Origin of the sequence: Streptomyces sp. Ag109_O5-1 (genome assembly GCF_003814875.1) — a bacterium.
Taxonomy (GTDB): Bacteria; Actinomycetota; Actinomycetes; order Streptomycetales; family Streptomycetaceae; genus Streptomyces; species Streptomyces sasae.
This window is the reverse complement of record NZ_RKQF01000001.1, coordinates 3,142,596-3,159,849: the sequence shown is the minus strand read 5'-3', so window position 1 is coordinate 3,159,849 and position 17,254 is coordinate 3,142,596. Positions and strand designations below refer to the sequence as shown.

Here is a 17,254-nt window from a genome sequence, read left to right as displayed (position 1 = left end):
TGTAGGTACGTTGCCATGCGGACAGCGGCACGAGTACGAGCACGGATGCGATCCCCCTGGACCTGGGCGGCCCTCGCCGTGGTGGCCGGAGTGTGCGGGACACTGCCGTTCGCCGTCGGCGGCGGTGGCGATCCCCGCCCCCTCTCGGCGGCCGAGGCGCGGCGGATGGCCCGCACCCGGTTCGAGGCCTACCGGGACAGCCCGGAACAGGTGACGGTGCAGGCGCCGCTGCCCGGCGGTACGGCCGTGATCCGCGCGGTGGTCGACGAACACCGGCACCGGGCGGTGGGCTGGTTCGACACGGGGGACGCGGCGGAGCGGGGGCTGCTGGCGTGGGACGGCACCGGGTTGTCGATCGCCCGCCCCAGGATCGACGGCAGCGCGGGCCCCCTGGCCAAACCGGCGTCGCTGGCGGAGGCGGTACGGGACGCGGCGCGGGTGAAGCCGGGGGCCTGGATCCGCCGCCAGTACGGCCCCGCTTCGCTGGACACCGCACTCCGGCTGACGCTGAGCCTGGCCGCCGCCCGCCCGGACAGCACACGGCTGCTCACCAGGTCGGGGCCACGCCATCTGGGTGAGGACCGCATCGACGGCCGGACGTACGACGTCTTCTCCGCACCCCCGCCGACCCCCACGCCCGATGAATCGCCCCTGACGTACTGGATCGACAGAGCAGGCCACCTGCGCCGAGTCAGATCCGACCTGGACGACGACCGCACGATCCTGGTGGACGTGACGGGGGAGCGCGTGCAGCCGGGGGTACCGGATGGTCCATGGGCGGGACTGAAGAGAAGCGGCTGAGGAGCGCTCCGCAAGGGGCGCTGGGCCGTATCGATGTGCGGCTCCGCCGCGTGGGCGCGGCCAGCCCCCACCGGCCCGCAGCCGACTGTGAACCAACCCTCCCCACCTGTGAGTTGAGCACGCCACCTGTGGATCCCCGTACCACTCCCTGGACGGGTCGCCGCCGGATGCAAGGATGATGCGCCATGACGGCAGGTTGGTGCGCGCGCACAATACGGTCCGCGGTGTTCGCGGCCGTCTGTGTGCTGCTCGCCGCCCTGGGCCACGTCATGATGTCCGGCAGCACGGTGCCCGGCTGGGCACTGGCCGCGGGCATGGCGGTCACCGCCGCTCTCGGCTGGGCCCTGTCGGCACGCGAACGCGGGCTGCCGCTCGTCGCGTCCGCCGCGGTCGGCGCCCAGACGGCTCTGCACTCCGGCTTCTCCGCGGCCCAGGCGTGGACCACCAGGACAACACCCATGGGCGCCATGCACATGGACGCGGCCGGCGACATGGCCTCCATGCATATGGGCCCCGCCCATGCAGACCCCGTCGAATACCTCGGCTTCGGCACCGGCGGCACTGCCTCCACCGGCATGCTCGCCGCCCACCTCCTCGCCGCGCTGCTGTGCGGCCTCTGGCTCGGCCACGGCGAACGCGCGGCGTTCCGCATCCTGCGGGCCCTCGCAGGCCGTCTCGTCGCCCCGCTACGGCTGCTGCTCGCCCTGCCCGTCACCCCCGAGCGGCCGCGCCCCCGGCTGCGCCGCCGACGTTCGGACCGGGCACCGCGGCTCCTTCTCCTCGTCCACGCGATCACTTCTCGGGGTCCTCCCGTGCGGACGGCTGTCGCCTGACGACAGCTGGTGTTCCGGGACCGCCCCTGCGCGGCCCGGACGAACACGGCGGCCGTACGCCCGCTCGACGAGCACCGCGAGCGCCACCGGGCCGTCTCCCCTTTCCTCTTCATCACCGAGGACACCGAGTGATCACTTCTGTCCTGCCCGCACGCCCTGACGCGACCGAGAAACGCGACGAGTCGATCACGGCCTGGGCCCTTGCCGCCCGGTCCGGCGACACGGTTGCCGTGGACGCGTTCGTACGGGCCCTGCACCGCGACGTCCTGCGGTACGTCGCCCATCTCTGCGCCGACCCGCAGGCGGTCGACGATCTCGCGCAGGACACGTTCCTGCGCGCGCTCGGCAGCCTGCACCGCTTCGAGGGCCGCAGTTCGGCCCGCTCCTGGCTGCTGTCGATCGCCCGCCGGGCCGTCGTGGACAGTCATCGGTACGCCGCCGCCCGGCCGCGCCCGGCGGACGTCCCCGACTGGCAACTCGCCGTCGAACGGGCCCAGCCGCACGGGCTGCCCGGCTTCGATGAGGGGGTTGTGCTGCTGGATCTCCTTGCGGCCCTGCCCGACGAGCGGCGCGAGGCGTTCGTCCTCACCCAGCTCGTCGGGCTGCCGTATGCCGAGGCCGCCGAGGTCAGCGACTGTCCCGTCGGCACGGTCCGCTCTCGGGTGGCCCGGGCCCGCGAGGCGCTCCAGGATCAGTTGGCCTGAGGGCCGTCCGGAGACTCCTCGAAGGCCTTGAGGATGTGTTCGGCGGCCAGCGTCGCCGTCAACGAGCCGTCCCTGACCTGCCGTTCGAGGTCGGGGGCGGCCGCGCGCACCGCGGGGTGGGCGTACAGCCGCCCGAGCAGCTCGCCCCGCACCATGGCCCAGGTCCAACCCACCTGCTGCTCACGGCGCTTGTCCGCGAGCCGCCCGGTGGAGTCGAGCAACGCCCGGTGCTGCTCCAGGCGTTCCCAGACCAGCTCCAGGCCGGTCGACTCCCGCGCGCTGCAGCTCAGCACCGGCGGAGTCCAGGCCGCGTCCTTGCCGTGCATCAACCGCAGCGCGCTCGCCAACTCCCGTGCCGCGGACCGCGCGTCGCGCTCGTGCGGGCCGTCCGCCTTGTTGACGGCGATCACGTCGGCGAGCTCCAGCACGCCCTTCTTGATGCCCTGGAGCTGGTCGCCGGTGCGGGCCAGGCTGAGCAGCAGGAAGGAGTCGACCATGTCGGCGACCGCCGTCTCCGACTGCCCGACACCGACGGTCTCGACCAGGATCACGTCGTACCCGGCGGCCTCCATGACCACCATCGACTCGCGCGTCGCCTTCGCTACGCCGCCGAGGGTGCCCGCGCTGGGGGAGGGCCGGACGAAGGCGTTCGGGTCGACGGCCAGCCGCTCCATCCGCGTCTTGTCGCCCAGGATCGAGCCGCCGGTCCGGGTGGACGAGGGGTCCACGGCCAGCACCGCCACCCGGTACCCCAGCCCGGTCAGCATCGTGCCGAACGCGTCGATGAACGTCGACTTGCCCACGCCCGGCACCCCGCTGACGCCGATCCGCCGCGCCCGGCCGCTGTGCGGGAGCAGCTCGGTGAGCAACTCCTGCGCCAGCGACCGGTGTTGTGGACGGGTGGACTCGACGAGGGTGATGGCGCGGGCGATGACCGCGCGCTTCCCGTCGAGCACACCCTTCACATAGGCGTCGACATCGATCACAGGTCGTGCCCGAGTTCCGCCGACAGCCGCTGGACCAGGTCGTAGGCCGCGTCCGGGATCACCGTCCCGGGCGGGAACACGGCCGTGGCGCCCATCTCCAGGAGGGTCGGCACGTCCTGCGGCGGGATGACTCCGCCGACCACGATCATGATGTCCTCCCGTCCCTCCTCGGCGAGCTGCTCGCGCAGCGCCGGTACGAGGGTGAGGTGGCCGGCCGCCAGCGAGGACACGCCGACCACGTGGACGTCCGCCTCCACCGCCTGGCGGGCGACCTCCTGAGGGGTCTGGAACAGCGGGCCGACGTCGACGTCGAAGCCGAGGTCGGCGAAGGCGGTCGCGATCACCTTCTGGCCGCGGTCGTGGCCGTCCTGGCCCATCTTGGCGACCAGGATGCGCGGGCGGCGCCCCTCTGCCTCGTCGAACGCGTCGACCAGGGCCCGGGTGCGGTCCACGTTCGGGGACTCGCCTGCTTCGTTGCGGTACACACCGGAGATCGTACGGATCTGGCTCGCGTGCCGGCCGTACACCTTCTCCAGGGCGTCCGAGATCTCACCGACGGTCGCCTTGGCGCGGGCCGCGTGCACGGCCAGCTCCAGCAGGTTGCCGTCGCCGTCCGCCGCCCGGGTCAGCGCGTCGAGCGCGTCCCGGCACGCCGTCTCGTCCCGCTCCGCGCGCAGCCGCCGCAGCTTCTCGATCTGCTGGGCGCGTACGGAGGAGTTGTCGACCTTGAGGACCTCGATCGCCTCGTCGTTCTCCACACGGTACTTGTTGACGCCGATCACCGGCTGGCGTCCGGAGTCGATCCTGGCCTGGGTGCGGGCCGCCGCCTCCTCGATGCGCAGCTTGGGAATGCCGGCGTCGATCGCCTTGGCCATGCCCCCGGCCGCCTCGACCTCCTGGATGTGCGCCCAGGCCTTGCGCGCGAGGTCGTACGTCAGCCGCTCCACGTACGCGCTGCCGCCCCACGGGTCGATGACCCGGGTCGTCCCCGACTCCTGCTGGATGAGCAGCTGGGTGTTGCGGGCGATCCGCGCCGAGAAGTCGGTGGGCAGTGCCAGGGCCTCGTCGAGGGCGTTGGTGTGCAGCGACTGGGTGTGGCCCTGGGTCGCCGCCATCGCCTCCACGGCCGTACGCGTGACGTTGTTGAACACGTCCTGCGCGGTCAGCGACCAGCCCGAGGTCTGCGAATGGGTGCGCAGGGAGAGGGACTTGGAGTTCTTCGGCTCGAACTGCGAGACCAGCCTGGCCCACAGCAGACGGGCCGCCCTCAACTTCGCGATCTCCATGAAGAAGTTCATGCCGATCGCCCAGAAGAAGGAGAGCCGGGGCGCGAACGCGTCCACGTCCAGGCCGGCTTCGCGTCCCGCCCGGATGTACTCGACACCGTCCGCGAGCGTGTACGCCAGCTCCAGGTCGGCCGTCGCGCCCGCCTCCTGGATGTGGTACCCGGAGATGGAGATCGAGTTGTAGCGGGGCATCCGCTGCGAGGTGTACGCGAAGATGTCGGAGATGATCCGCATCGACGGCTTCGGCGGATAGATGTAGGTGTTGCGGACCATGAACTCCTTGAGGATGTCGTTCTGGATGGTCCCGGCCAGCTTCTCGGGCGCGACGCCCTGTTCCTCCGCCGCCACGATGTACAGCGCCAGCACGGGCAGCACCGCGCCGTTCATCGTCATCGACACGGTCATCCTGTCGAGGGGGATCCCGTCGAACAGCTGCCGCATGTCGTAGATCGAGTCGATGGCCACGCCCGCCATGCCGACGTCACCGGTCACCCGCGGGTGGTCGCTGTCGTAACCCCGGTGCGTGGGCAGGTCGAAGGCGACCGACAGGCCCTTCTGACCGGCCGCCAGGTTGCGCCGGTAGAACGCGTTGGACTCCTCGGCGGTGGAGAAGCCCGCGTACTGGCGGATGGTCCAGGGCTGGTTGACGTACATCGTCGGGTAGGGGCCGCGCAGATACGGCGCGATGCCCGGGTAGGTGCCCAGGAAGTCCAGGCCCTCCAGATCACGGCCGGTGTAGAGCGGCTTGACCCCGATGCCCTCCGGGGTCTCCCACAGCGGCAGGTCACCGCCGGCCGCCCGCCATTCCTCGGCGCTGCCCTCGGTGACGGGGGTCCCCAGTTCGATGCCGGAGAAGTCGGGGATTCCCATCAGGACACTCCCATGCGGTCGAGGGTCTCGGACAGCACGGCCACGGCGTCGCAGCCCGCGAAGACGTACGAGTCGATGCCGGCGTGGTCGCCCCGGCCGGCGAGCACCACGTGCCGGGCACCGGCCGCCTTCAGCGACTCGGCCGTCCGCGCGGCCTGTTCGGCGTACTGCGCGTCGCTGGAGCAGAGCACCGCCTCGGTGGCACCGCTCTCCTCGAAGCTTCCCCCGGTGACCGGCTCGATACCGCCCGCCTGGAAGAGGTTCGAGGCGAAGGTCGCGCGGCCCGTGTACTCGGTGGCCGAGCCGAGCGTCGCCAGGTAGATCCGGGGGCGGGCGCCGGTCGCCGCGAGATGGGCGTCGGAGCGGGCGCGCAGCTCCTCGTACGCCTCGTCCCGGCGGACCCGGGGCAGGCCTCCCGAAGGCGGCTCGGGCGCGGGCTCGCGCTCCACCGGCTTCTCGGTCAGCAGCGGGAACTCGCTGACGCCGGTGATGGGTTCGCGGCGCTTGGCGAGCTTCTTGGAGCGCTCGGCCCAGGTCGTCGCGAGGTCGGTGCGCAGCCGGCCGGAGCGCAGTACGGCCGCCTGGCCGCCGTCGCGCTCGATCGTCCGGAAGAACTCCCAGCCCGCGTGGGCGAGTTCGTCGGTCAGCTGCTCGACGTACCAGGAGCCGCCGGCCGGGTCGATGACCCGGGCCAGATGCGACTCCTCGACCAGGATCGTCGAGGTGTTGCGGGCGATCCGGCGGGCGAACGCGTCCGGCAGGCCCAGCGCGTGGTCGAACGGCAGCACGGTCACGGAGTCGGCACCGCCCACCCCGGCGGCCAGCGTCGCGACCGCCGTGCGCAGCATGTTCACCCACGGGTCGCGGCGGCTCATCATCACCGGCGAGGTGACGGCGTGCTGCACCTGGGCGCCCGCGTCGGCCGCCCCGCTCACCTCGGCGACCCGCGCCCACAGCCGGCGCGCGGCGCGCAGCTTGGCGATCGTCAGGAACTGGTCGGCGGTGGCCGCGTACCGGAACTCCAGCTGGGCCAGGGCCTGTTCGATGCCCAGCCCGGCCTCCGTCAGCTCCCGCAGATACGCCACCCCGGTGGCCAGCGAGGCCCCCAGCTCCTGCGCGGCGGAGCCGCCGGCCTCGTGGTACGGCAGCGCGTCCACGGTCAGCGCCCGCAGCCCCGGGAACTCCTCGGCGCACCGCTTCGCCAGCTCGGCGACGGGAGCGAAGGGGAGGGCGGTGCCGGTGCGCGCCTCGTACCCGAGCGGGTCGGCGCCCAGATTGCCGCGTACGGCCTTGGGGTCGACGCCCTTCTCGTCGTATACCCGGAACAACTCACCGGCGGCCGCTTCGGCCTCCCGGCCCGCGTCCAGGACGACCGGCGCCAGGTCGAGGTAGACGCCCTCCAGCGCCCCGCCCAGCCCGTCGACGGGGAAGCCGCCCTCGCCCAGCACGAGCCAGAGCGAGGAGACGCCGTTCTCCAGGTCGGTCAGGACCGCGCCGTCCGGAGCCGCCGCGTGCCGCTGCCTTATGTCCCAGCCGCCCTCGGTGCCGCCCTCGGGACGGCCGCCGCGCACGAACGGCGCGAAGCCGGGCAGGCCGGGGTCGGGCGCGGTGTCGCGCGCGGTGTAGAGGGGACGGGTGCGCAGCCCGTCCTCCAGCGTCGTGGACAGGGCGTCCTCAGCGGCCTCGCCCGAGACTTCCTTGCCCGACTTGCGCAGCACACCCTCGACGAGGCGTTGCCACTGCTCGTGTGTCGCGTCAGGGAACTCGGCGGCCAGTGGGAGCCCGTCGTCAGGCAGGACCGTCATGCTCGGATGCTAGGCCAGACCGTCAGAAGTGCACGGGTGACGGGGCTGTGACCTTGCCCTCTCCGTGGCTGTGACCTGGGCCTCCCGGGGGTGAAGTGGCCTGATTCGTACCGTCAGGGCGTGTCGTCGGCGAGCTCCGGTATCAGCGCGGTCAGCGCCTCGCGCTGCTCCGGACCGATGACATGGCCGACCGCCTGCCCGACCGCCTCGGCGAGGGCGGCGGAGGCGTCCTGGAAGTGCCGGCGCGCCTTGTCGGTGAGGGTGACCTCGATGCCCCGCTTGTCGCCGCAGGCCGACTTGCGGGTGACCAGACCGGCGCGCTGGAGACAGGCGATCTGGTACGTGAGGCGGGTCTTGGGGCGGCCCAGGAGCTCGGCGATCCGGGTCATGCGCAGACCCTCGCGAGGCCGCTCGGCCAGCAGACACAGGATCAGGAACTCGTCGTGCGAGACGTCCAGCGTCTCCTTCACGACCGACCGCAGCCGCTGTTCCACCGCGCCCGTCGCGGCCAGCAGCAGCATCCAGGCGCGCAGCTCGGCGGGGAGCAGCCCGCCGCCCGTGGAGGACGGGCATTCGGGCAGCTCGGCGGGGTGTTCCTCGGACGCGGCCATGCCGCCGATTCTACCTGTTGTCCAAATTTGAATATTGGGCTAGCGTGAGGTCATCCAAATTTGAACCATCAATTGATCGGAGTACGGCCATGACCGTCACCGTGGAAACCGGCCTCTGGCAGCTCGACCCGACCGCCTCCGCCGTTGCCGTCCGGCACAAGTCCTTCTGGGGTCTGATCACCGTCAAGGGCGCCTTCACGGGCGTCGGCGGCCGGGGTGAGGTGTCCGCCGACGGCACCGCCACCGGCACCCTGGTGATCGACGCGACCTCGCTCGACACCAAGAACAAGAAGCGCGACGACCATCTGCGCTCGGCCGACTTCTTCGACGCCGACAACCACCCGGAGATCACCTTCGCGGTGCGCGGCGCCGAGCGGGGCGCGGGTGACGTGGTGCAGGTCGACGGTCAGCTGACCGTCCGGGGCATCAGCAGGCCCCAGAAGGTCACCGCCAAGCTGGTCTCGGCGGACGCCGAGGGACTCACCCTAGAGGCCGAGTTCCAGGTGGTGCGCGAGGAGTTCGGCATCACGTTCAACCAGATGGGCATGATGGGCGGCCCGACCACGGTGGCCGCGACCCTCCGCTTCACGCGCGCGGCGGTCTGAGCCGTGGTCCTGCCGACCCGTCGTCCCGCCGACCCGCGGTCCTGCTAACGCGCCGTCCTGCGGATCTTGACGTCCTGGCTGGACAAAGTCTGCGGATCGGCCGTGAAGGCGCGCAGCCGCAGCCGGGTGCTCGGCTTGCCCGGAACGCCGAAGCGGCCCTTCGGCGGCTTGAGTACGACGCTCGCCGTGCCGTGTCCCGGGATCGTCGCCGGACCCCGCACCTGCTGCCAGTACATGCTCATGCCCTGACCGGTGGTGATCGTGTAGTGCGGGGTGAGCGGGGTGCTCCCCGTGTTGACCACCTTCAGGGTCATCTCCCTGACGACGTCCGGAGACTGCCTGTCCCGGCGCAGGGCGGTGATCGCCATCCGCAGCGGCGGCCTGCCGGACACCGCGACGGCCGCGCTCGCGAGCGCCGGGGTGAGCAGCAGGACGACAGCGGCGACCAGGGCGGTGCGGCGGCGGGGCCCGGTCAGGAAGGCCGGGCGCGGCTGCCAGGCCCGCTCGAACTCCGGCAGCGGAGCGGTGACGGCGGCCGCCAGCCACAGCGGGGTCATCATCAGGTAGTAGCCGTCCTGGGAGCGGGTCGCCAGGTAGAAGGCCAGCCAGGGCAGCACGGTCGCGGCCGGGCCGAGCCGCCGTACGAACAGCACGAACAGGGCGAGCAGGCCCGCCGCGAAGAGCATGCTGGCGTGCGAGTACCAGTCGATGCGGTCGCTGCCGTTCGTGTAGTACAGCGTGATGTCCACCAGACCCTGGCCGTGCACCACGGCACCCTGGATCAGCGGCAGCGCGATCCCGCGCAGCCAGCGGCCGGGCTCGGACACGATGAAGTACGTGTTGATCAGCAGCCAGACCGTGGCCGCCACGCCCATGATCCGCAGGATCACCAGAGCGGCCGCCCGGCCACCGAGTTCACCGCGCCGCACCGCGTAGATCCCGGCCAGCAGGAACGGCGTGACGAACCACGGCAGCTGCTGCGCCGCGCACGCGGCCCCCAGGCATGCGGCCCGCGCGATCCCGGCCGCGCCCAGCCGGCCGCCCGCGCCGATCCGCGGCCAGCGCACCACCACCGGGATCAGCAGCGCCAGGCCGATGATCGCCGGGTAGCCGACCCGGGCGTACGTCGGCAGGAAACCGAAGCCCAGGCAGGCCAGCGTCGCCGCCGACCGCCACGGCACCGGGAGCATCCGCCACAGCGCGATCGTGCCAGCGATCAGCGCACCCGTGCACACCGCCGTCGCCGGGGCACCGTCGTGGCCGAGCCACAACAGCGGGGCGGCGAGCAGCGGGGCCAGCGGGGGATAGCCGTACGTGTAGTCGTAGCTCCCGCCTATCGTCGGCGTGAGGGCGACGCCCTTGCCGCCGAACAGCCAGGGCCAGGGTTGTCCGTACACCGGGTGGCCGGCGACGATCGCCTTGGCGGCCTGGGTGGTGAGGACGCCCTCGTCGCCGCCGCTGTGGTTCAGCGCCCAGCCGCACAGGGCGAGGATCACCGCCGTGACCAGGATCACCAGGTCGAGGCGGGCCAGTGACCGGGTGGTGCGGACGATCAGCGTGAGCACGCCGGACACCAGGATCGAGGCGTAGCAGACCGAGATCATGGCCGCCAGGAGCAGGTGGTGCGTGGCTGCCTGCGTCCAGATCGAGCGGGTACCGACGAACAGACTGATGTCGGCGAGAACCGTCAGAACGCGGTGCCATTGCGCTGGGACTCCGGAGTTGCCCGGAGCGGCGGACACCGCCGACTGTGTCCGCCGGTCGGGTGTCACCTGTTGTGTTTCTGCCAAGTGCACGCACCGGACGGTAATCGCGGGTGGTGAGCGGTGCATGGCCGGAGGAGAAGAGTCCGGTGAGAGGCCGGTAAGAAGCCTCTAATGCGCGGCAATCGGCTGAATAGTAGGAAGATCTCCGCTTCTGTGGCCAAGTGCCCCGCGTATTCGCTCGCGCTTCGTGTCGCTGTTGGGCCGAACGGGTGACTTGGCGTAAGAATTGGCTGGTGCAGGCATTGAGTGCGAGTCAGGTCGGGGGGAGCCGGTGAGCCGTTACGACGTCACCGATGAACAGTGGGAGGGGCTCGCCCAGGTCGTGCCGCTGCGGGGCCGCGACGCGTGGCCTTCGGCGGTGGGCCACCGTGCGCTTCCGGACGCGGAGACCGAGACGCGCCGCCGTTTCGTCGTCCTGCGGGTCAATGTCTTCGCGGACGCCCGCGAGGTCGCGGAGACGCTGATGGCGGGGATACCGGTCCTGCTCGACCTGACCAGCGCGGAGACGGAGGTCGCCAAGCGCGTCCTCGACTTCAGCACGGGCGTGGTCTTCGGCCTGGGCAGCGGAATGCACCGGGTCGACCGCAACGTCTTCCTCCTGACCCCGCCGGGCACGGAGGTCAGCGGCCTGATGGAGGGAGCGGGGGCCTCCGGCGGCTGAGCCGACCCGACCGGCCGCGAGGCCGACCGGGGGCGCCGGCAGGTTGCGGGGCTGCCGGATGCCGGGTCCGTCGGTTGTGGCGAGGGTGAGTGCTCGGCCGGTCGGTTGCGGCGTGCCGTAGTGGTCGGGGACGGCAGTCGTGGGACAGCAGCGGTGCGGGTCACTCATGGGGCGGGTCGCTCGTCGGGCGGCTGGACGTCCGGCTGGATGTCCGGTTCTCCGCCGCGGCGCAGGGCCGAGGAGCGGCCGGTGCCCGGTCCCGGGCGTAGGGGCGAGTGAGCGTCGCCGTCCCCCGATCGTAGGAAGGTCCGGACGGCGGAACGGTTCGCCGGTCGGCCGGACCCGTACGGTCCGCATATGGCCGTGTCCCCCACCTCGTCCGCGTCCGGTTCTTCTCCGCCTGCCCGTCCCGCCCCGGGCGATACGCCGGCCCCGTCCGCGTCGTCGGAAGGCGCGGCGTCGGCGAGCATGCCGACGGGGGCGGAGGCACCGCCGTCCGAACGGCCTCCTCCGTCCCGATCCGGCACCTCCGCCCGGTCTCCGGAGACCGTCCCGCGCGCCCGCTCCGGTCGCCAGGAACCACCACCGGCCGCTTGTACCGCCGGTTCGCCCGGCGTCGCCTCGGCCGTCGGCGGGTCTCCCGGTCCGTCCGCCCCAGAGTCCGCCGCCCCGCCCGTCGATGGCCCGGCCACGGGTTCTGCGGACGCGTCGGCCGCCCGCTCGGCCGCTGGGCCATCTCCCGGTCCGTCCGCCCCAGAGTCCGCCGCCCCGCCCGTCGATGGCCCGGCCACCGGTTCTGCGGACGCGTCGGCCGCCCGCTCGGCCGCTGGGCCATCTCCCGGTCCGTCCGCCCCAGAGTCCGCCGCCCCGCCCGTCGATGGCCCGGCCACGGGTTCTGCGGACGCGTCGGCCGCCCGCTCGGCCGCTGGGCCATCTCCCGGTCCGTCCGCCCCAGAGTCCGCCGCCCCGCCCGTCGATGGCCCGGCCACCGGTTCTGCGGACGCGTCGGCCGCCCGCTCGGCCGCCGGGCCCGCGGATCCCGCTGCCCGATCGTCGCCGTCGCCCGTCCGTCGGCTCGTCTCGCCCTCGGCCCTCCCCACCCCCGCCGCCCCCACCCCCCGCCGTGACCCCCGACCCCGGGTCACCGAGCTTCGGCTCTCCGCCTATGCCCGGCATCGGGGTGCGAGTTTTCCGCTGGGGCAGGTGACTCTCTTCGCGGGGCCCAGCGGCAGTGGCAAGTCCGCTGTGCTCGCGGCCTACGAGGCGCTGGCGCGGCTCGGGGGCGGGGCCGCGCTGGATGACGTGTTTCCCGATCCCGTCGCGCTCGTGCCGGAGCGGGCGCGGCCCGACGCACAGCGGCGGCGAGGGTTTCGGATCGGGTGTACGGCCGACGGCGCCGAGGGGCCGGTGCGGCTCGACGTCGCCGTGCAGGCCGAGCCCGAACTGCGGATCGTGGGGGAGCGGCTGACCGCCGGTGGCCTGGTGCTCCTGGAGACCGCCCTGCGCGACCCGGGCCGGCGCGCCGTACAGGCCGCCTGGCACACGGCGGGCAGCTCCCCCGTGACCCGGGCCCCGCTCCCCGACGACCGGCTGGGTACGGCGTTGCTGCCGCTGAGGGTGGCGGGGAAGACGGACGGCCAGCGGCAGGTTCTCGCCGCCGCCGAACAGATGGTCGTCGCCCTCCGGTCGGTGTTCGCCTGCGATCCACGGCCCGAAGACATGCGCACCCCCGTCCTCACCGGCTCCGGCCGCCTGCTGCGCGGGTGCGGCAACCTCGCCGACGTGCTGTGGCGCACCCGCACCGAATGCGGCCGGCGGCACGCGCAGCTCGTCGACGCGGTGCGCACCGGCTGCGCCGGCCCCGTCGCCGACCTGCTCGCCGAACCGCTGGGCGACGGCACGGTACGGGCGCTGCTCGACCGGGGCGACGGCCACCGCTCGGAGCTGGCGCGGCTCGGCGACGGCGAGCTGCGCCATCTCGCCCTCGCACTGGTCCTCTTCACCGGCCCCGGCGTCCTGGAGGTCGACGCCCCCGGCGAGGTCCCCGACGCCATGCGCAGCCTCACCGTCCTCGCCGACGGTTTCGACCGCTGCCTCGACCCCCGCCAGCGCACCGAACTCCTGCGCACCGCAGTCCTGATGGGCGAACGCGGCCACATCCGCTTCGTCGGCGCGCTGAGCGACGCCTCCTGGGCCGTCGGAGGGGGAGCGATCACGGTGGTACACCTGGACGGGTGACCGACGAACCTCTCGACGTGGCGAACCTCCAGCGCAGGCTGGCCGAGTTCGCTGCCGCCCGCGACTGGCGGCAGTACCACACGCCCAAGAACCTGGTGGCCGCCCTCAGCGTGGAGGCCTCCGAACTGGTCGAGATCTTCCAGTGGTTGACCCCGGAGGAGTCGGCCCGGGTGATGGACGACCCCGACACCGCCCACAAGGTCACGGACGAGGTCGCCGACGTCCTGTCCTATCTGCTCCAGTTCTGCGAGGTCCTCGACATCGATCCGCTGGCCGCGCTGGACGCGAAGATCGCCCGCAACGAGAAGCGGTTCCCGCCCGCCTGACAGGGATGGAGTACCGCACTCCAATTTAACGCTCCGTATTCAAAACCTCGCCCGAATCCGAATTGTTGTCCACAGATTTCCGTCTTCCTCTGGCATTACGTCTCGCACGCCCTCACTCTGGGTAGTGAACTACTGAGTGCAGCAAGGCGGTTCGGACCGACGGGGACGGGGCGACTGATGGACGCGATGCGGCTCATCGTGGCGAGCAGACGGGCGCTGGCGCACGGCGCGGGTGTACCGGAACTGATGACCGAGGTGTGGCAGGCCCAGGCCCTGGCCCAGGCGATCGGCAGCAGGCTGGCCGTCTCCGGCCCGCCCGAGCTGCGCGGCGAGGCCCTCGGTCTGACCGAGCTGGCGGGCCGGGGCTGCGGGGTCCTCACCGGGCCGTACCGTACAGCGGCCTTGGAAGGCTAAGTCGCAGGTCAAGCAGCTGTAGCCCGAGCTGCCGGTCGTCGGTGCCGACCTCCTTGCCCGCGTATTGCCCATGCTCAATCGGTGGGGGCGAAGCCCCGGGCCGCGATGAACTTCGGCCGGCGGGCGGAGGTTACGAACGGTTCGGCCGCCGGGTTGTCCACGCTGTTAGGTACTAAGCTGAGAGAAGGGAGCAATCATGGCTTGATGCAGTCTCACTCTAGAATGAATACAATCAGGCGCCTTATGGATATAGCCTAACGAGAAAGGCGCGATTATGGTAAAGCTGAAATCCATTGCAAAGGTTTATGCCGCCGCCTGCGCCGCTGCGCCTGTCGTAGGCATCGTAGGCGCCGCCATATATAATCGACTTCAAAGTCAAAATGAATGGAAGAGTAATCACAAAGCAGGCGACACCTCCCTAATTCAAAAAGAGCGTGAAGCCCTGGAGCGGGCGCCGGATTCCCCGGCGGGTTACTACCCACGCTATTACGGCGACCCCAATAGCGCTATCTATAGGGGGAATGAAGCCTATAATAAATGGTGGCAAGACAGTTTCAATAGAAAGCAATTTGGGCAGTAATATCAGACAAACCCAAGGAGGGTGGCTTTCCGGGTGGAGCGCGCGATGCGGATCAGTTGGCGGCGGAGGGTGTTGCTGTAGGTCGCGGACATCGTTGCCGGCGCCGCTCGCGTAACCAAATAGGCCGACACGACGCTCGCCTCCCTCGCGGCCGCGGGCCTGATCCAGGAACTGCGGCCCGGCGCACTGCCCACGCCACGTCCATTTCCGCACCGATCGGGAGCCCTTCTATCCTGGAGGCGGGGCATTCGCCACCTACACGATAGTTGAGCACGAGGAAGGCGTTGCTGCGGGGGAAAGGCGCTATGTTGGCGCCGGATCTCAAGAGGCCCCGAAGAAGCGGCGGTATGCATAGCCGCTGGTGAATCGGCCTCGAATCCATTTCCCGCTGCCCAATAACCGTGATGTATTCGGCGCTTTCCCGGTTATTGCCCACGCCCAGGTATTGCTCGTTGCCGCTGGCCGGGGCGGTCCCGTGTGTCCTTCTGTCTCGGTGTCCACTCGCCTCGTCTGGGCGGGAAGAGTTCAGCGGCGCTGCCGCTGGCTGAAACATGGGGGCGGGACGGCCGGGACACTCACCTCTCTGGCTGTCCCGCCCATATGCCCAGGTCAACGTCCCACCGGGACAGCAGGACAGGGAAGACACCCCCTATGTTTCAGCCCTGCTCGTGAGCTGTGCTTAGTCGACGGCGTCAACCCCCGCCAGAGAGCACCAGCGAGATCAAGCCAAAGATCCGGCCCGGCGTGGCCTACGGAGGGGCGTCGCATCGCTTCGGGCTGCTGTGTAGGCCGGCGCCCAGCTCTCGCCTGCCCGGGAGGTGCTTAACAGGACTGATCGGTGCACATTGGACAGGGTCTGTTGTTTGCCGCGAGAAAGTTCTAGGATGCCCCCAGGTCGGGGGCGTCCCTGACCTCCCCCGTGGGACTTGCTGTACCCCCCCGTGCGCGATCATGTCGGCAACCTGGAAGCGCGCGGGGGTACCGCTATCCCATGGCTGATTACCGGTGGGTATCGTGTCCCGCTAATTGACAGATGCCGCCCACAGTGGAGAGACCACATGCCTGCGACCGCTGCCCAGCCGGGCGACGCCGAAACGCCACACATGGCGTCGGTCGTGGACCTCTCCTCCCGCCGTAGGGCTGAGGTGCTGGCCGCGGCCGACGACACCGGGAACGCTGAACTCCAGGAGCAGGCGAACCGCTACTGGCGGGGCGTGTTCGAGAAGGCCGGCGTCGACCTCGGCAGCCAGGAGACCGGCGCGGTCGTAAGCCTCATCACCAGGGAGCTGGAGCGCCTGGTGGGTGGCCTCGTCAGCGTCCGGGAGGGGCGCGAGGATCTTCCGGCTGATCCCGATTCGGGGGTCGACTTCAACTCTGCCGTCGAGGTCACTTCCCTGCTGCGTGACCTGGCCCGAGCTGCTGAGGCGGCCCGGGAGTAGAGCGGCCGGCCGTTCGCCGACGTCGCACGCATATAAGGCGCCAACCCGTCAGAAACGGGCAACCCGTACATGGCTGTCCTGGCGGGAGGCGCTTTTTTCGGCTTTGCTGCAAAGCTTAAGTAGGGCGCTGGCAAAGCCTTCACTATTCGCCCACATGTACGACATCCCATCTGCACACGGCCGGAACGGCCTGGCAGGATGAAGTTCCGGCCATGACCGGAACCCGTCACTCCGCTCACAGGGTCCTGGCGGCATGCCCGCAGACAGCGACCAGTCACTGAACACTCAAGGGGGGCCAATGACCAACCCGCAGCGCGCACCACGCCGTAGCGCTCTCGCGTACCAGATCGCCGCAGACGCCCACTGGTCCACAGCTGGCACCACCCATCAGGGCGGCGCCCTGGCCCTCCCCGAGCGCCGGGCGACCCGCGCCAACGCTGGCACCCCGTACAACCTCAGCGTCTACGACCTCGTCCTCGACCACGAGCACGCCCTGGAAGACTTCGCCCGCCGCTACGGCCGCGAGGTGGAGATCCCGGTCGGCCGTACCGCGCTCGCCGACTATGCCGCGACCCTTGCCGAGAACGACGACGCCGCCCGCATCGACTACGACCAGCTGCGTCTCGTCCACGACCTGCGCGCCGCGCTGACCATCGGCGACGCCGACGACCTGCTCGGCAAGCTGGAGTGTCCCGCCTGCCTGTGCTGGTCCCTGGTCGGCACCCGCAGCCCGCAAGGGGCCTGGGTAGCCGCATGCCGTGTGCTGCGCTGCGCCATCACCCCGGGAGAGCCTCACGTATTCACGCTCTGGCAGGTCGCCCGCCACAACGTAAAGGCCGGCGTCGCCGCAGCCGCCTGACCCACCCCTACCGTCCACACAACAAGATCAGAGCCGCCGTGTCCTCCGCGCCGCCCCGCACCCCTGGCTGCGTCACCGCCGACTTCTTCGCCCGTCCCCCCGCGGACCTAGTCACCTGGGCCGAGGCGGAGGCCGCCGTCGCGACGAGCCCCCACCCGATGAGTGCCCGCGACCTGCGACGTAAGTACAAGGCCGCCGACCGTCCGCTGTATGCCGTCCCCGGCAAGCGCGGCGAACACGTCTCCCGCTCGGCCATCCTGGAGTTCCACCGCAACCTCGTGAAGGGGTGGCTCCCCACGTCCGGCCGGCGCGCATAACCCACAAGCCGAAGGCCCCGCCCCGAATCCCCCGGGGGCGGGGCCTTCGTCATGCCCGGAGGCTGTCCAATCTCCACCGCAAGCCGCTGGCCTGCTTAAACGCCCCCAATTGAGTATTGCGCGCGGGCAATACTTTCTGCGATGGTGGTCACG

General features: G+C 71.0%; 17 protein-coding genes and 1 pseudogene. 13 read left to right on the top strand and 5 right to left on the bottom strand.

What is annotated here, in order from left to right; all coding sequences use genetic code 11:
* Positions 1-45: 45 nt before the first annotated feature.
* From EDD90_RS14270 to EDD90_RS14260, 4 genes are all read left to right on the top strand, one after another.
* Complete coding sequence (locus EDD90_RS14270) at positions 46-801, top strand: hypothetical protein (protein ID WP_123973385.1); 756 nt, start codon at positions 46-48, stop codon at positions 799-801.
* Positions 802-986: 185 nt separating this feature from the next.
* Positions 987-1,634, top strand: a complete 648-nt coding sequence (locus tag EDD90_RS14265) for a hypothetical protein (RefSeq protein ID WP_123973384.1) — start codon at positions 987-989, stop codon at positions 1,632-1,634.
* Positions 1,635-1,643: 9 nt separating this feature from the next.
* A complete protein-coding gene (locus EDD90_RS57265) occupies positions 1,644-1,766 on the top strand; it encodes a hypothetical protein (RefSeq protein WP_260327852.1) in 123 nt (40 codons plus the stop codon).
* Positions 1,763-2,338, top strand: coding sequence for a sigma-70 family RNA polymerase sigma factor (locus EDD90_RS14260; protein WP_123973383.1), 576 nt, complete (start codon positions 1,763-1,765; stop codon positions 2,336-2,338). The genes EDD90_RS57265 and EDD90_RS14260 overlap by 4 nt, the downstream gene beginning before the upstream one ends.
* Here the strand turns inward: EDD90_RS14260 and meaB are convergent.
* From meaB to EDD90_RS14240, 4 genes are all read right to left on the bottom strand, one after another.
* Positions 2,326-3,324, bottom strand: coding sequence for a methylmalonyl Co-A mutase-associated GTPase MeaB (meaB, locus tag EDD90_RS14255; RefSeq protein ID WP_123973382.1), 999 nt, complete (start codon positions 3,322-3,324; stop codon positions 2,326-2,328). The genes EDD90_RS14260 and meaB overlap by 13 nt on opposite strands.
* Complete coding sequence (gene scpA / locus EDD90_RS14250) at positions 3,321-5,480, bottom strand: methylmalonyl-CoA mutase (RefSeq protein WP_123973381.1); 2,160 nt, start codon at positions 5,478-5,480, stop codon at positions 3,321-3,323. Before scpA ends, meaB begins: the two co-directional genes overlap by 4 nt.
* On the bottom strand, positions 5,480-7,285 hold the full coding sequence (locus tag EDD90_RS14245; RefSeq protein WP_123973380.1) for a methylmalonyl-CoA mutase family protein: 1,806 nt from the start codon (positions 7,283-7,285) through the stop codon (positions 5,480-5,482). Before EDD90_RS14245 ends, scpA begins: the two co-directional genes overlap by 1 nt.
* 113 nt (positions 7,286-7,398) lie before the next feature.
* Entirely contained in the window at positions 7,399-7,896 is a 498-nt protein-coding gene (locus tag EDD90_RS14240; protein WP_123973379.1) for a MarR family winged helix-turn-helix transcriptional regulator, read from the bottom strand.
* A gap of 89 nt (positions 7,897-7,985) precedes the next feature.
* Here EDD90_RS14240 and EDD90_RS14235 point away from each other — a divergent pair, with 89 nt between their 5' ends.
* Positions 7,986-8,501 carry a YceI family protein gene (locus EDD90_RS14235; protein ID WP_123973378.1) on the top strand — a complete coding sequence of 172 codons (516 nt, stop codon included), beginning with the start codon at positions 7,986-7,988 and terminating at the stop codon, positions 8,499-8,501.
* A gap of 44 nt (positions 8,502-8,545) precedes the next feature.
* Here EDD90_RS14235 and EDD90_RS14230 read toward each other — a convergent pair whose 3' ends face one another.
* The gene (locus tag EDD90_RS14230; RefSeq protein WP_398924502.1) at positions 8,546-10,297 is read right to left on the bottom strand and encodes a hypothetical protein; all 1,752 of its coding nucleotides are present in this window, start codon (positions 10,295-10,297) and stop codon (positions 8,546-8,548) included.
* A gap of 241 nt (positions 10,298-10,538) precedes the next feature.
* Between EDD90_RS14230 and EDD90_RS14225 the strand changes: the two genes are divergently transcribed.
* The 8 genes and pseudogenes from EDD90_RS14225 (at position 10,539) to EDD90_RS14190 (ending at position 17,101) form a co-directional block, all read left to right on the top strand.
* Positions 10,539-10,928, top strand: a complete 390-nt coding sequence (locus tag EDD90_RS14225; protein WP_123973377.1) for a cell division protein SepF — start codon at positions 10,539-10,541, stop codon at positions 10,926-10,928.
* A 1,203-nt stretch (positions 10,929-12,131) separates the two neighbouring features.
* A complete protein-coding gene (locus EDD90_RS14220) occupies positions 12,132-13,166 on the top strand; it encodes an ATP-binding protein (protein WP_398924500.1) in 1,035 nt (344 codons plus the stop codon).
* Positions 13,163-13,492: a nucleotide pyrophosphohydrolase gene (locus EDD90_RS14215; protein ID WP_123973376.1), complete on the top strand. Its 330-nt coding sequence runs from the start codon at positions 13,163-13,165 to the stop codon at positions 13,490-13,492. Before EDD90_RS14220 ends, EDD90_RS14215 begins: the two co-directional genes overlap by 4 nt.
* Before the next feature lie 177 nt (positions 13,493-13,669).
* Positions 13,670-13,879, top strand: a pseudogene (locus EDD90_RS14210) (DUF6099 family protein); the annotation flags it as partial.
* A 301-nt stretch (positions 13,880-14,180) separates the two neighbouring features.
* The gene (locus EDD90_RS14205) at positions 14,181-14,486 is read left to right on the top strand and encodes a hypothetical protein (RefSeq protein ID WP_123973375.1); all 306 of its coding nucleotides are present in this window, start codon (positions 14,181-14,183) and stop codon (positions 14,484-14,486) included.
* A 1,058-nt stretch (positions 14,487-15,544) separates the two neighbouring features.
* Positions 15,545-15,925, top strand: coding sequence for a hypothetical protein (locus EDD90_RS14200; RefSeq protein WP_123973374.1), 381 nt, complete (start codon positions 15,545-15,547; stop codon positions 15,923-15,925).
* Between the two features lie 298 nt (positions 15,926-16,223).
* Entirely contained in the window at positions 16,224-16,784 is a 561-nt protein-coding gene (locus tag EDD90_RS14195; RefSeq protein WP_123973373.1) for a hypothetical protein, read from the top strand.
* Positions 16,785-16,822: 38 nt separating this feature from the next.
* Positions 16,823-17,101 carry a hypothetical protein gene (locus EDD90_RS14190; protein ID WP_123973372.1) on the top strand — a complete coding sequence of 93 codons (279 nt, stop codon included), beginning with the start codon at positions 16,823-16,825 and terminating at the stop codon, positions 17,099-17,101.
* The last annotated feature ends 153 nt before the right edge of the window (positions 17,102-17,254 follow it).